14 protein-coding genes are annotated in these 13,195 nt (G+C 64.1%); 8 read left to right on the top strand and 6 right to left on the bottom strand.

The window, feature by feature from the left end:
- Nucleotides 1–57: 57 nt before the first annotated feature.
- From accB to ACZ0AJ_RS16670, 4 genes are all read right to left on the bottom strand, one after another.
- On the bottom strand, nucleotides 58–516 hold the full coding sequence (gene accB / locus ACZ0AJ_RS16685) for an acetyl-CoA carboxylase biotin carboxyl carrier protein (protein ID WP_258835656.1): 459 nt from the start codon (nucleotides 514–516) through the stop codon (nucleotides 58–60).
- 94 nt (nucleotides 517–610) lie between these two features.
- Nucleotides 611–1,042 carry a type II 3-dehydroquinate dehydratase gene (aroQ, locus tag ACZ0AJ_RS16680; protein ID WP_183556304.1) on the bottom strand — a complete coding sequence of 144 codons (432 nt, stop codon included), beginning with the start codon at nucleotides 1,040–1,042 and terminating at the stop codon, nucleotides 611–613.
- 132 nt (nucleotides 1,043–1,174) lie between these two features.
- Nucleotides 1,175–1,741 (bottom strand): TlpA family protein disulfide reductase, encoded by a 567-nt coding sequence (locus ACZ0AJ_RS16675; protein ID WP_332532266.1) that lies wholly within the window; start codon nucleotides 1,739–1,741, stop codon nucleotides 1,175–1,177.
- Entirely contained in the window at nucleotides 1,738–2,370 is a 633-nt protein-coding gene (locus ACZ0AJ_RS16670) for a hypothetical protein (RefSeq protein WP_499455601.1), read from the bottom strand. Before ACZ0AJ_RS16670 ends, ACZ0AJ_RS16675 begins: the two co-directional genes overlap by 4 nt.
- Nucleotides 2,371–2,459: 89 nt before the next feature.
- On the opposite strand from ACZ0AJ_RS16670, the gene mpl reads away from it, so the two are divergent.
- The 8 genes from mpl to corA all read left to right on the top strand — a co-directional run bounded on the left by mpl (nucleotide 2,460) and on the right by corA (nucleotide 10,805).
- The gene (gene mpl / locus ACZ0AJ_RS16665; RefSeq protein ID WP_499455599.1) at nucleotides 2,460–3,836 is read left to right on the top strand and encodes a UDP-N-acetylmuramate:L-alanyl-gamma-D-glutamyl-meso-diaminopimelate ligase; all 1,377 of its coding nucleotides are present in this window, start codon (nucleotides 2,460–2,462) and stop codon (nucleotides 3,834–3,836) included.
- A 14-nt stretch (nucleotides 3,837–3,850) separates the two neighbouring features.
- Nucleotides 3,851–4,450, top strand: coding sequence for a YqiA/YcfP family alpha/beta fold hydrolase (locus ACZ0AJ_RS16660; protein WP_499455598.1), 600 nt, complete (start codon nucleotides 3,851–3,853; stop codon nucleotides 4,448–4,450).
- Complete coding sequence (locus ACZ0AJ_RS16655; protein ID WP_499455597.1) at nucleotides 4,447–5,034, top strand: chorismate--pyruvate lyase family protein; 588 nt, start codon at nucleotides 4,447–4,449, stop codon at nucleotides 5,032–5,034. The genes ACZ0AJ_RS16660 and ACZ0AJ_RS16655 overlap by 4 nt, the downstream gene beginning before the upstream one ends.
- Before the next feature lie 2 nt (nucleotides 5,035–5,036).
- The gene (locus ACZ0AJ_RS16650) at nucleotides 5,037–7,088 is read left to right on the top strand and encodes a ribonuclease catalytic domain-containing protein (protein ID WP_499455596.1); all 2,052 of its coding nucleotides are present in this window, start codon (nucleotides 5,037–5,039) and stop codon (nucleotides 7,086–7,088) included.
- A gap of 187 nt (nucleotides 7,089–7,275) precedes the next feature.
- Entirely contained in the window at nucleotides 7,276–8,160 is an 885-nt protein-coding gene (locus ACZ0AJ_RS16645) for an energy transducer TonB (RefSeq protein WP_258835647.1), read from the top strand.
- Nucleotides 8,157–8,972 (top strand): shikimate dehydrogenase, encoded by an 816-nt coding sequence (gene aroE / locus ACZ0AJ_RS16640; protein WP_499455594.1) that lies wholly within the window; start codon nucleotides 8,157–8,159, stop codon nucleotides 8,970–8,972. The genes ACZ0AJ_RS16645 and aroE overlap by 4 nt, the downstream gene beginning before the upstream one ends.
- A 12-nt stretch (nucleotides 8,973–8,984) precedes the next feature.
- Nucleotides 8,985–9,743 (top strand): monofunctional biosynthetic peptidoglycan transglycosylase, encoded by a 759-nt coding sequence (gene mtgA / locus ACZ0AJ_RS16635; RefSeq protein WP_499455593.1) that lies wholly within the window; start codon nucleotides 8,985–8,987, stop codon nucleotides 9,741–9,743.
- A gap of 96 nt (nucleotides 9,744–9,839) precedes the next feature.
- Nucleotides 9,840–10,805 carry a magnesium/cobalt transporter CorA gene (gene corA, locus ACZ0AJ_RS16630; RefSeq protein ID WP_482896218.1) on the top strand — a complete coding sequence of 322 codons (966 nt, stop codon included), beginning with the start codon at nucleotides 9,840–9,842 and terminating at the stop codon, nucleotides 10,803–10,805.
- Between the two features lie 146 nt (nucleotides 10,806–10,951).
- On the opposite strand, the gene hemL is transcribed toward corA, so the two are convergent.
- Both hemL and thiD read right to left on the bottom strand, forming a co-directional pair.
- A complete protein-coding gene (gene hemL / locus ACZ0AJ_RS16625) occupies nucleotides 10,952–12,250 on the bottom strand; it encodes a glutamate-1-semialdehyde 2,1-aminomutase (RefSeq protein WP_499455591.1) in 1,299 nt (432 codons plus the stop codon).
- Between the two features lie 50 nt (nucleotides 12,251–12,300).
- Nucleotides 12,301–13,110: a bifunctional hydroxymethylpyrimidine kinase/phosphomethylpyrimidine kinase gene (thiD, locus tag ACZ0AJ_RS16620; protein WP_258835643.1), complete on the bottom strand. Its 810-nt coding sequence runs from the start codon at nucleotides 13,108–13,110 to the stop codon at nucleotides 12,301–12,303.
- Nucleotides 13,111–13,195: the final 85 nt, after the last annotated feature.

Genomic DNA, 13,195 nt, shown 5'->3' with positions numbered 1-13,195 from the left:
CGGCGCCGGACACGTCATGGGTGAGCTGGTGGCAGGACTGCCGCCCAGCTTGAGGCTTTAGCCAATCACGAACAGCGGCTGGCCGAATTCGACCGGCTGGCCGTTTTCCACGAGGATCTTGGTGACAACGCCCGAGACATCGGCGTCGATTTCGTTCAGGAGCTTCATCGCTTCAATGATGCACAGCGTTTCGCCTTCCTTGATGTTTGAGCCCACTTCGACGAATGCGGCAGCGCCCGGTGCGGACGAACGGTAGAAGGTACCGACCATCGGCGACTTGACGACGTGGCCGGTTGGCTCGGCGGCCACGACCGGTGCTGCAGCGACAGGCGCAGCGGCCGGGGCTGGAGCCGCGAATTGTTGCACGCCTTGTTGCGGCATCATCATCATCTGGCCCTGGCCAACAGCAGACGACTTGACGATGCGGACCTTGCTTTCGCCTTCGGTCACTTCGAGTTCGGCGATGTCCGATTCAGCGACCAGGTCGATCAAGGTCTTGAGTTTTCGTAGATCCATGTGAAACCCCTTGGAATTATTCGTTTTAGAGAGCAGGCCGGCGCGTCAAACAGGCCGCGCAGCCGCTGATACATGAAGTTGACGTAGATTAACGCTATTTAAGTGCGAAGTCGATGGCAAACCTGTATCCGTCCGGCCCCAGTCCGCAGATCACGCCACGCGCGATGCCGGAGAGATAGGAATGCTGCCGGAACGATTCGCGGGCATGCACGTTCGACACGTGCACCTCGACGAATGGAATGGCCACCGACGCGAACGCATCGCGCAGTGCTACGCTGGTATGGGTCAAGCCACCAGGATTGATCACGATAAAATCCACGCCTTCGGTGCGTGCGGCGTGGATGCGATCGATCAGGGCGCCCTCATGGTTGCTCTGGAAATGCTCCAGTGCTGCGCCCGCGTTCGTGGCTTGTGCAACTGCTGCGTTCTCGATGTCGGCCAAGGTCGTCGTGCCGTACACCGCAGGCTCGCGCGTCCCCAATAAATTGAGGTTGGGGCCGTTGAGAAGCAGTAGCTTTTTCGCCATAATGAGAGTCTGGTAGCCCGAAAGTCAGGCATTGTGCCGCCTAGCTCGGCTGTTGGCAAGCAGTAAAATTGCTGGTGTTTAGCCGAAATTGGCCGCAATTGCAAATCGTACGGTCGTTCGTTAAAAGCGCAATCAACCCTTCAATTTGGCCAGGTCAGCGCGCAATTCGTCGAACTTGAGCTTGCCAATATACGTCTTGAGCACTTGCCCGTCGGCGCCGATCAGCACAGTGTACGGCAAGCCGCCCATCGTGTTGCCCAATTCCTTCGACAGCTCGGTCCCGCCCATGCCCGCCACGTAGAGTGGATAAGCAATCTGGTGCTTGGCGGCGAATTCGCTCATATTGGTCGGCGAATCGATGCCGATGCCGATCACATTGAAATGCTTGCCCTTGTCTTCACCCGCCAGGTGCGACAGCTCCGGCATTTCCTGCACGCATGGGCCGCACCAGGTGGCCCAGAAATTCACCAGGAGGGGCTTGCCCTTCCACTGGGCCAACGGCTGCGGTTCACCCGCCAGGTTGTTGAGCGACTGCGCATACAGATTGGTGACGGCATTGGTCACTGCGCCGGCGCCGGCAGCCGTACTGATCTGGGGGGAGGCCGGTGCCGGCGCCTTTTTATAGAGCGCGACGACGGCGCCCATCACGCCAAACAGCGCGGCCACTGCCACGTAGGTGGCCAGGTGTTTCTTGTTCATTCGTTCTGTTCCAGTGTTGAGTCGGCAGCGATCAGCGCGCGCAGGCCGGCAGCGTCGAGACGTTGCGGGCGGCCATCCGCGCGCGGCTTGAGCGCGCCGCGCAGGTCTTGGTATTCAAACAATTGCGCATGCACAGTTTCCTTCATCCACGGGAAACTGACGGTCTCGACGGGCGCATGGCGCCCCCCTTTGAAATGCGGGGTTTCCGAGATCTCGATATTAACATTGCGATTCAGCAGATAGATCTGCACTTCCTTCGCGCTGTCGGCGAACAGTTGCAGATGGATATCGTCGTGCTCACCGGCCGTACCTTGCAGCACCGGGCCCGTGATGTACGGATTGAAGTCGGCCAGTGCCTCCATCACCTGCAGCGCCGTGGCGCGCAATTGTGCCAGGCGCTCGCTGTGGTCCGGGCCGCCGAACAGCGCCAGGTACTTGCGCACTTCGTCTTCGACCTGGATGTCGTCGGGCATCATATTGGGAAAAGGCTGGTTCACGCCGAGCACCTGGCGGGCCGCCTTGCGGCGCGCGGTATCGATGTCGGCGCCATCCTGGGCAACCATGCGCGCAGCCACGAGGGCAATCTCTGCGCGCAATTGAATAAGATCGTTGTTCAAGTTCGGCATCATGATCGAGATCATACTCTGAACCTTAATTTGGCAGCGCCTCGGGTAGAATCCCGGTTTCGTCCATTTACATCGCACCCGCGCACCTTCCCATGCACATTCATATTCTCGGCATTTGCGGCACCTTCATGGGTGGCCTGGCGGTCCTGGCCAAGGAAGCCGGCCACCGCGTGACCGGTTGCGACGCCAACGTCTATCCACCGATGAGCACGCAGTTGCAGGCCCAAGGGATCGAGCTGATCCAGGGCTATGGCCCGGAGCAGGTGTCGCTGAATCCCGATCTGTACGTGGTCGGCAATGTGATGACGCGCGGGAACCCGCTGATCGAGGAAATCCTGAACCGCGGCTTGCCGTATATGTCGGGGCCGCAGTGGATCGGCGAGCATATCCTGCGCGAAAAATGGGTACTGGCCGTGGCCGGTACGCACGGCAAGACGACGACCACATCGATGCTGGCCTGGATCCTGGAAGATGCCGGCTATGCGCCGGGCTTCCTGATCGGCGGCGTGCCGATGAACTTCGGTGTTTCGGCGCGCCTGCATGGCGACAAGCCATCGGACTTCTTCGTCATCGAAGCCGATGAATACGACACGGCGTTCTTCGACAAGCGCAGCAAGTTCGTGCACTACCACGCCAAGACGGCCGTGCTGAACAACCTGGAATACGACCACGCCGACATCTTCCCGGACATCGGCGCCATCGAAACCCAGTTCCACCACCTGGTGCGCACCGTGCCGGGCGTGGGTCGCCTGGTGGTCAATGGCGACGAAGCATCGATCGGGCGCGTACTGAAGCGCGGTTGCTGGAGCGAGAAGGAAAGTTTTGGCAGCGCCGACGGTGTCGACTGGACGATGGTCGAGCATCCGGGCGGCGCGAGCTTTGACGTCATCTTCAAGGGCGCGCCGCAAGGCACCGTGCACTGGGACCTGACCGGCAAGCACAACCGCTCGAATGCGCTGGCTGCGATTGCCGCCGCGCGCCATGTCGGCGTGCCGGTCGCGCAGGCCATCGAATCGCTGGCCCGTTTCGAGAACGTCAAGCGCCGCATGGAAGTGCGCGGCGTGGTCAACAACATCACCGTCTACGACGACTTTGCGCACCACCCGACGGCGATTGCCACCACGGTTGGCGGCCTGCGCCAGAAACTGGGCGCGCAAGGTTCGGGCCGCATCCTGGCCGTGCTCGAGCCACGCTCGAACACGATGAAGCTGGGCGCGATGAAGGATGCGCTGCCGGGCAGCCTGAAGGATGCCGACCTGGTGTTCGGCTTCGGCAGCCAGCAGGCGCTGGGCTGGTCGCTGGCCGATGCGTTCAAGCCGATGGGCGCGATCGCGCACAGCTTCGACCAGATCGACTATATGGTGCAGGCCATCGTGCAGCAGGCGCAGCCGGGCGACCATATCCTGGTCATGAGCAATGGCGGCTTCGGCGGCGTGCACCAGAAGCTGCTGGACGCGCTGGCCCCATGACGTCGGCGCCGAATTTGCCACCGTACCTTCTGTATTTGCACGGCTTTCGCTCGTCGCCCAAATCGATGAAGGCGCGCGTCGTGCAGGCGGCGCTCGAGGAGCGCGGCCTGCTCGACCGCCTGATCTGCCCGCAATTGCCGGCGTCGCCAAAGGCCGCGTTCGCACTGGCGCTGGACCTGGCCGCGCAGCACGCACCGGGCAATCTCGCGATCGTCGGCTCGTCGCTGGGCGGCTTCTATGCGTGCGCGCTGGCCGAGCGCCTGGGCGTGCCGGCCGTCGTCATCAACCCGTCGGTCGACCCGATCCGCAACCTCGAACACCACGTGGGTGTGACGACCAACTGGCATTCTGACGAACCGTTCGAGTTTCGCGCCGAGTACATCGATGAACTCAAGGCACTGCGCGTTGCGGCCATCACGCAGCCCGAGCGCTATTTTCTGCTGGCGGCCACGGGCGACGAAGTGCTCGACTACCGCGACATGGTGGCGCACTACGCCGGCGCGCGCCAGCACGTGATCTACGGCAGCGACCATGCAGTGTCGGAGTTTCCGATGTATGTCGACGAGGTGCTGGCATTCTGCGGGATGGATGCAGTCGGGGACGGAACGCGGTGAGGAACCGTTCGCTGCGCCTGGCCGCCTGGCAGCCGCATGCGCGCGCCGTGCGTGCTTCTCCACCAATGCACGACTGGCTCGTCACGCCCGGCTCGCTGACCGCGCGCCTGGTCGCCAGCAGTGACGCGTTTCGCGTGCGCCGCCTGCACCAGCACGGCGCCGTGTGCCTGGCCGATGAAGCGGCGGCGATTGGCCTGGCGCGGTCACAGCGTGTATGGGAACGCGAAGTGCTGCTCGTCTGCGATGGCACGCCGGTGGTCTTTGCCCATACGGTCGTGCCGCCCGATGCCAACGCGAGCGATTGGCCGCTGTTTTCGGCGCTGGGCGAACGTTCGCTCGGCTCGACCCTGTTTTACGATCCGCTCGTGCGGCGCGGATCACTTGAATTTGCGCGCCTGGGCGCCGACCATCCGCTCGTGCGCCGCGCGCACGCGGCCATTGGCGGCGCAGGCGCGCAACAGCCGATTTACCATGCGCGGCGCTGCGTCTATCGCCGCCGTCAAGGCCTGCTCCTGGTCACCGAGGTATTCTTGCCGGCGGTGCTCAGCCTGGGAGCGGGCGCAACCACGAACAACACAGAATAATCATGAATGTATTTTTTGAGGAATCGGGCGACTTCAAGGTCGGCGCCATCCTGTCGCAAGCCGGCGAGGCATACCAGGTCGAACTGGCCAGCGGCAAGCGCACCAAGGTCAAGACGCGCGACGTCCTGCTGCAATTTGAAAAGCCCGGCCCGCAAGAGCTGATGGACGCGGCCAAGGCCGTGGCGGCAGAAGTCGACCTCGAGTTCCTGTGGGAAGTCGCGGGCGAAGACGAATTCGGCTTTGCCGAGCTGGGCGCCGAATACTTCGGCCACGCGCCGCTGCCGCACGAAGCGGCCGGCCTCGTGCTGACGCTGCATGGCTCGCCGATCTACTTCTACAAGAAGGGCCGTGGCCGCTACAAGGCCGCGCCGGAAGCGTCGCTCAAGGCCGCGCTGGCCGGTATCGAAAAGAAAAAGCAGCAGGCGATCATCCAGGCTGGCTATGTCGATGAGCTGAAAGCCGGCAAGCTGCCCGAGTCGATGCAGCCGCTCGTGCACCAGCTGCTGTTCAAGCCCGACAAGAACACCATTGAATACAAGGCGTTCGAGGCCGCGGCCAACGAACTGCAGACCAACCCAGCGCGCCTGATGCTGGACGTCGGCGGCCTGGCCTCGCCCAAAGACCTGCACATGGGCCGCTTCCTGTTCGAGAACTTCCCGCGCGGCGCCGGTTTTGCGCCGGTGGACGTACCGAAAGCGCCGACCGACCTGCCACGCGCCGACGTTGCCGCATTCTCGATCGACGACGTGACCACGACCGAGATCGACGATGCGTTCTCGGTCGTCAAGCTGGAAGACGGTACCGTGCGCGTGGGTATCCACATCGCCGCGCCGGGCCTGGCTGTGCGTCCGGACGACGCGATCGACAAGATCGCCCGCGCGCGCATGTCGACCGTGTACATGCCGGGGGACAAGATCACGATGCTGCCGGACGAGGTGGTCAATGCGTTCACGCTGGCCGAGGGCAACGATTGCCCGGCGCTGTCGCTGTACGCCGTGCTCAATCCCGAAGACTGGAGCGTTATCTCGACGACGACGCGCGCCGAGCTGGTGCCGATCAAGAGCAATCTGCGTCATAACGACCTGGATGACCTGGTGAATGAGGAAACCCTCCAGAGCGGCGAGGGCGAGTATCCGCACAAGGAAGAACTGGGCCAGTTGTGGCAGTGGGCCTTGCAGCTCGAAGCCGGCCGCATGGCAAAGCGCGAAGCCTTTGGCCTCAAGCCCGAGCAAGCCAACCGCATGGACTTCAATTTCTACGTCGAAGACGACGTGGTCTCGATCGTGCGCCGCAAGCGGGGCGCGCCGCTGGACAAGATCGTCGCCGAGCTGATGATCTTTGCCAACAGCACCTGGGGCAAGCTGCTGCACGACTCGGGCGTGCCGGGCATCTACCGCTCGCAGGGGCCGGGCGCCGGCGGCTGGGCCGCCAAGATGCAGGTGCGCATGGTCACGCACGCCGCGCCGCACCAGGGCCTGGGCGTGGACCAGTACGCATGGAGCACATCGCCGCTGCGCCGCTACACCGACCTGGTCAACCAGTGGCAGATCATCGCGGCGGCCGAAAACGGCGTCACGGCGCCACTCGTCGCGCCATTCAAGCACCGCGATGCGACGCTGTTCTCGATCGTGTCGAGCTTCGACGCGGCGTACGCGGCCTACAACGAGTTCCAGCAGAACATGGAGCGCTACTGGTGCCTGCGCTGGCTGGGACAGGAGGGCGTCAAGATGGTCGACGCCGTCGTGCTCAAGGACGAGCTCGTGCGCCTGACCGACGTGCCGCTGGTAGTGCGCCTGCCAGGCATGTCGCAGGTGGCGCGCGGCGCGCAGGTCAAGCTCGACATCGTCCGCTGGGACGAGATCGAGCTGAACCTCGAGGCGCGTTTGCTGGAAGTGGCCAGCAGCACGCCGGATGCGACCATCGGGGATGAAGAGGACGCCGAAGCCGATACCGACACTGGCGAAGCGGCAGCGGCCGAAGCGGTGGAAGCGGAAGGCGCGGTTGCCGTGGTGGACACGGGCGCGGCGGACGCCACGCCGCAAGCAGCGCCCTGATTGCAGCAGTCACGCATGGCAGCCAATGCCATGCGTGACCGGCAGGCTTGACTGCGTGATAACGATCGTTATCCGGCTGATATTGTCGAACCCATCACGTTGTGGCGCACGCCAATTCCACCTCCCGTATGGGTTCGCCTCAGGTTAGAATGAATCAATTCTCCGATTCAATTCTCACCCGCAGCGCGTGAAGTCTCTCCTACACAACCGTCCCCTGATCATTGCCCTGGCCGTATCGGTGGCAGCCCACGCGGCGCTGCTGGCGGTGCGCTTTGCTGCGCCTGAAACATTTCGCCAGACGCCGGCCGACCCGGGGCTCGAAGTCATCCTGGTGAATGCCAAGCACGACCGCGCGCCGGCCAAGGCCGATGCGCTGGCCCAGGCCAACCTGGACGGTGGCGGCGCCGCCGAAGCGGGCCGCGCCAAGTCGCCGCTGCCCGACCTGCGCAAGGTCGAGGATGGCGACAGCATCAAAGCGCTGCAGCGCCGCATCGCCGCGCTCGAGCAGATCCAGCAGGACGTCGTCACGCGCGCCCGCACGTCGAGCTTTACCGCGCCACCCGTCACTGAACGGGAAAAGCCGGACCCGTCGCGCACGGGCGAAGACAACCTCGACACGTCGCGCGCCATCTCGCGCAGCGCTGCCGAAATCTTCGAACGCATCGAAGAAGAAAACCGCCGCCCGAAACGCACGAAGATCACGCCGAGCACGCGCGAGGCCGGGTACGCGCTGTACTACAAGGCGATGCAGAAGCGGATCGAGGAAGTCGGCACGCTCAATTTCCCGCAGCAGGCCGGCAAGAAGCTGTATGGCGAGCTGGTGGTGTACATCCCCGTGTACCAGGATGGCACGTTGTACCTGAAGGATGGCGGCCCGAAGGTCGAGCGCAGCTCGGGCAATCCTGCGCTTGACAAGGCGGCGCTCGACATCGTGCGCCGCTCGGCGCCGTACGGCGCGTTCCCGGCCAATATGCGCACCAAGGGCAAGGACGATTTGTGGGAAGTGTTTACGCGCTTCCAGTTCACCCGCGAAGACAGTCTGCGCGCAACCCTGGGGAATGCTTCGCCATGACCGACCGTTACTGCGTTATCGGCAACCCGATTGCCCACAGCAAGTCGCCCCGGATCCACGCGCAATATGCCGCAGAGCTGGGCGAGGATATTCAGTATGAACAATGCCTGGCGCCCGTCGATGGCTTTGCCGCGACGGTGGCGCGCCTGGTGGGCGAAGGCTACAAGGGCGCCAACGTCACCGTGCCATTCAAGCTCGAAGCGGCGCGCCTGGCCACGCGGCTGACCCCGCGCGCGCAGGCGGCCGGCGCCGTCAATACGCTGGTGTTCGAGGGCGGCGAGATCGTCGGCGACAACACGGACGGCGTGGGCCTGGTGGCCGACATCGTGCGCAATGCGGGCGTGTCGCTGGACGGCAAGCGCGTGCTGCTGCTGGGCGCCGGTGGTGCTGCGCGCGGCGCGCTGCTGCCGTTGCTGGACGCCGGTCCGCGCCAGATCGTCATTGCCAACCGCACGCTGGCCACCGCCGAGGCGCTGGTGGCGGAATTTGCCGACCATGCGGCGCGCCTGGCGGTCAGCAATTTCTCCGATGTCGACGGCCCCTTCGATGTGATCGTCAATGCGACGTCGGCCAGCCTGGACGCCGCCGTGCCGCCGGTGCCGGCAACCGTATTCGGCCCGGACACGCTCGCGTTGGATATGATGTACGGAAACAAGCCTACCGTGTTCATGGACTTTGCTTCGGGTCATGGCGCCGCCGTGCGCGACGGCCTGGGCATGCTGGTGGAGCAGGCCGCCGAAGCGTTCGCGCTGTGGCGGGGCAAGCGGCCGGGCACGGCGCACGTGCTGGCATCGATGCGTCAATCACAATAACAGGGGTCACCCGTGGCCACATCGCGCAGTAAGACACCAGCGAAGGGATCAGCGAAGGCACCAGCGAAGCGGCGCTGGATCAAGTGGCTCTTTCTGGGGCCGTTGCTGATCGTGCTGCTGGTCCAGCTGTATTTCTTCCTGATGGTGTGCTGGTATTCGCAGGTCGATCCCGGCTCGACCAGCTTCATGCGCGCGCAATTGTCGGTGCTGCGCGAAACCAATCCCAATGCCACACTCAAGCACGAATGGGTGCCGTACGAGCGGATTTCGTACAATCTGAAGCGGGCAGTGGTGGCGTCTGAAGACGCCAATTTCAACGAGCACTACGGCGTGGACCTGAAAGCCATCGAGCGCACCTACGAGCGCAACGAGCGCCGGGGCAAGCTGGTGGGCGGCGGCTCGACCATCACCCAGCAACTGGCCAAGAACCTGTTCCTGTCCGGCTCGCGCAGCTATCTGCGCAAGGGGCAGGAAACCATCATCGCGTTCATGCTCGAAGCCGTGATGAGCAAGCAACGCATCCTGGAAATCTACCTGAATGTGGCCGAGTTCGGGCGCGGCGTGTTCGGCGCCGAAGCGGCGGCGCGCTACTACTTCAAGACGTCCGCCGCCAAACTGAGCACGGCGCAGGCCGCACGGCTGGCCGTGATGCTGCCCAATCCCCGCTTCTACGACAAGAACCGCTCGACCCGCTACCTGGAGCGCCGCACCAGCACGATCCAGCGCCGGATCCCGTCGGCCGACGTGCCACGTGCGGATGAGCGGCCATAAACGCGCGTTTATGGCGCTGGAGTTGGCTCCACGGCGGGCAAACGGTTACACTTGCGCTACTTTTGTCGACCGGCCAAGAATAGCGAGACCCACCGCATGATCAATGTATTCGTCCTACAGAACGGCCGCCTGAACCAGGTCACGATCGAATCCCGCGAGGAACTCGAGAGCGTGGCGCCGGTCTGGGTCGACCTGACCGATCCGAGCGAGGAAGAGCGCGTCTGGGTCAAGGCCAAGTACAACGTGATCCTGCCGGGCGAAGACGAAGTCCAGGACATCGAAGCATCGGCGCGTTACTACGAAGCCGAAAACGGCGACCTGCATCTGCGCACCGACTTTTTGCTGGAAGAAGAAGACGGACCGTCACGCGTGATCACGGTGGCATTCATCTTGTCGGGCAAGATCCTGTTCTCGGTGCACAACGACGACTTGCCGGTGTTCCGCCTGGTGCGCATGCGCGCCCGTTCGCGGCCCGGCTCGATCGAAGACTATATGGACGTGCTGCTCGACCTGTACGCGACCGACGCCGAGTATTCGGCCGACTCGCTCGAGGGCATCTACGAGAGTCTCGAAGAAGTCTCGACCCGCGTGCTGCAGAAAGAATTTACCGACCAGGACGCGGCCGCCGCGCTGAACGCGATCGCGCACGAGGAAGACTTGAACGGCCGCATCCGACGCAACATGATGGACACGCGCCGCGCAGTCAGCTTCCTGATGCGCGGGCGCCTGCTGAACTCGGACCAGTTCGAGGAAGCGCGCCAGATCCTGCGCGACATCGAGTCGCTCGACGGCCACACCTCGTTCCTGTTCGACAAGGTGAACTTCCTGATGGACGCCACGGTCGGCTTCATCAACATCAACCAGAACAAGATCATCAAGATCTTCTCGGTGGCCTCGGTCGCGTTCCTGCCGCCGACCCTCATCGCCAGCGTCTACGGCATGAACTTCGCCGTGATGCCCGAGCTGCAATGGCGCTTCGGGTACCCACTGGCCATTCTGTTGATGATTGGCTGCGGCGTGGCACCGCTGTGGTATTTCAGAAGGCGTGGCTGGCTGAAATAAGGCCGTCCCGTGACTCTTTACCCCCGTCATTCCCGCGCAGGCGGGAATCCAAGTCCGTTGCACGTCCACTAAAGTTCAAGCCGGTCGCGACGCAGGCAATGGGATTCCCGCCTCCGCGGGAATGACGGCCTGGGGGCCAGTGGCTGTCACCCAATCCGCTTGAACACGCGCCGCGCCGCTTCGATGGTCTCGTCGATCGCCGCGTCGTCGTGCTGGATCGACACGAAGCCTGCCTCGAACATCGCCGGGGCAAAGTACACGCCTTCGTCCAGCATGCCGTGGAAGAAGCGGTTGAAGCGCTCCTTGTCGCCGGCCATCATTTCGCTGTAGCTGCCCGGGACTTCCTTCGAGAAGTACATGCCGAACATGCCGCCCACGGCGTCGCCGCAGAAGTCGATGCCCGCTTCGCGCGCGGCCTCGGTCAGGCCGGCCACCAGGCGGTTCGCCGTCGCGGTCAGGCGCTCGTAGAACCCGGCTTCCTGGATCAGCTTGAGCGTCGTCATGCCCGCCGCCACTGCGACCGGATTGCCCGACAGCGTGCCGGCCTGGTACACCGGGCCGATCGGCGCCATCTTCTGCATCAGCTCGGCGCGCCCGCCGAACGCCGCCACCGGCATGCCGCCGCCGATGACCTTGCCCAGCGCGGTCAGGTCAGGCTGGATGCCGTACATGCCTTGCGCGCCCTGCAGGCCCACGCGGAAGCCGCACATCACTTCGTCGAAGATCAGCACGGCGCCGTGCTTCGTGCACAGGTCGCGCATGCTCTGCAGGAATGCAGGCGTGGCGCGGATCAGGTTCATGTTGCCGGCCACCGGCTCGACGATCACGCAGGCGATCTCGTCGCCCATCGTCGCGAACGCATCTTCCAGTTGCGCCACATCGTTGTAGTCGAGCACGAGCGTGTGCTTGACGAAGTCTTCCGGCACGCCAGCCGAGGTCGGATTGCCGAAGGTGAGCAGGCCGCTGCCGGCTTTCACCAGCAGCGAATCGGCGTGGCCGTGGTAGCAGCCTTCGAACTTGACGATCTTGTCGCGGCCCGTGGCGCCGCGCGCCAGGCGCAGTGCGCTCATCGTCGCTTCGGTGCCGGACGAGACCAGGCGCACCTGCTCGATCGATGGCAGCAGGCGGCAGATTTCTTCGGCGATCTCGATTTCGCCTTCGGTCGGCGCGCCGAACGACAGGCCGTTGGCGGCGGCGGCCTGCACGGCCGACACCACTTCAGGACGGGCGTGGCCGAGGATGGCCGGGCCCCACGAACCGATGTAGTCGATATAGCGCTTGCCGTCGGCGTCCCAGAAGTGCGGGCCGAGGGCGCGCGTGATGAAGCGCGGGGTGCCGCCGACCGAGCGGAAGGCGCGCACCGGTGAATTGACGCCGCCGGGCGTGGTCAGTTGGGCACGGGCAAACAGGGTGTCGTTACGCGAGGTGGCTTGTTCAATGGTCATGGTGACGTTTCAAGAAGAGGAAAGACCGTCCCGCGCAGCGCGCTTGAAACTCAGGGACGGAAGAATTTGGCGGGAATGAATTTGCCCATCCCGAAGCGTTGTGCGTTCTCGAGCGCGCCGGTGGTGTATTCCTGCGCCACGGCCAGCGCGGTCGGCGCATCCATGCCGCGCGCCATCAGGGCGGTGAACGCGGCCGAATAGGTATTGCCGGCGCCCAGGAACGGGCCGGGCAGGTGCTGCCAGTCGACCCGCGCAACTTCGCCGCTGGTGTCGAACAGGCGGTTCGAGCAGGCGCCGGCCGTGTCGCGCGTGCCGGTCACGAGCACATACTGCAGGCCGGACGAGGTCAGTTCGGCCACGTCTTCGTCGAGGTTGCCGGGATCGGCATCGCCGCCGTCGCGCCACAGCTCGGCCATGCGGCCCAGTTCGGCCTGCGACAGGATCAGGGCGGTGGCTTGCGGCGCCAGAATGGAACGCAGGGCCATCAGCATTTCTTCGTCGCCCATGCCGGCGTCGGGCAGGGCCGACAGGAACGGGTCGAGGATCAGCGGCGCGTCCGGGTAGTCGGACACGATCTCGGCAATGGCGGCCAGGTGCAGCGCAGTGCCCACGGCGCCAACCTTGAAGGCGGCGATCGGCATGTCTTCGAGCAGCGCGCGCGCCTGTTCGGCCATCCAGTCGCTGTCGAGCTCATACATGTGCTCGACACGGGCGCTGTCGGACACGAGCAGACCCGCAATGGCCGACAGCCCGTGGCACCCGAGGGCGGCAAAGGCGGCGACGTCCGATTGCACGCCCAGCGCGCCGACGGGATCGCAGACGCCAAAACTCAGGATGAGGGGTAACGGTTGGTTTTGCACGACGGGTAGATTAAGATGCCGGATTCTGATTCCACATTTTACTAGATACAAGGATCAACACCGTGAGTACTGAATCCACCGCCCC

Source organism: Telluria sp. AC161 (assembly GCF_979258535.1).
This window is presented reverse-complemented; position numbering and strand designations above follow the sequence as displayed.

What these genes read in the sequence shown, in the direction of transcription:
- accB (WP_258835656.1), bottom strand. Translation starts at nt 516, where the DNA reads ATGGATCTACGAAAACTCAAGACCTTGATCGACCTGGTCGCTGAATCG.
- aroQ (WP_183556304.1), bottom strand. Translation starts at nt 1,042, where the DNA reads ATGGCGAAAAAGCTACTGCTTCTCAACGGCCCCAACCTCAATTTATTG.
- ACZ0AJ_RS16675 (WP_332532266.1), bottom strand. Translation starts at nt 1,741, where the DNA reads ATGAACAAGAAACACCTGGCCACCTACGTGGCAGTGGCCGCGCTGTTT.
- ACZ0AJ_RS16670 (WP_499455601.1), bottom strand. Translation starts at nt 2,370, where the DNA reads ATGATGCCGAACTTGAACAACGATCTTATTCAATTGCGCGCAGAGATT.
- mpl (WP_499455599.1), top strand. Translation starts at nt 2,460, where the DNA reads ATGCACATTCATATTCTCGGCATTTGCGGCACCTTCATGGGTGGCCTG.
- ACZ0AJ_RS16650 (WP_499455596.1), top strand. Translation starts at nt 5,037, where the DNA reads ATGAATGTATTTTTTGAGGAATCGGGCGACTTCAAGGTCGGCGCCATC.
- aroE (WP_499455594.1), top strand. Translation starts at nt 8,157, where the DNA reads ATGACCGACCGTTACTGCGTTATCGGCAACCCGATTGCCCACAGCAAG.
- corA (WP_482896218.1), top strand. Translation starts at nt 9,840, where the DNA reads ATGATCAATGTATTCGTCCTACAGAACGGCCGCCTGAACCAGGTCACG.
- hemL (WP_499455591.1), bottom strand. Translation starts at nt 12,250, where the DNA reads ATGACCATTGAACAAGCCACCTCGCGTAACGACACCCTGTTTGCCCGT.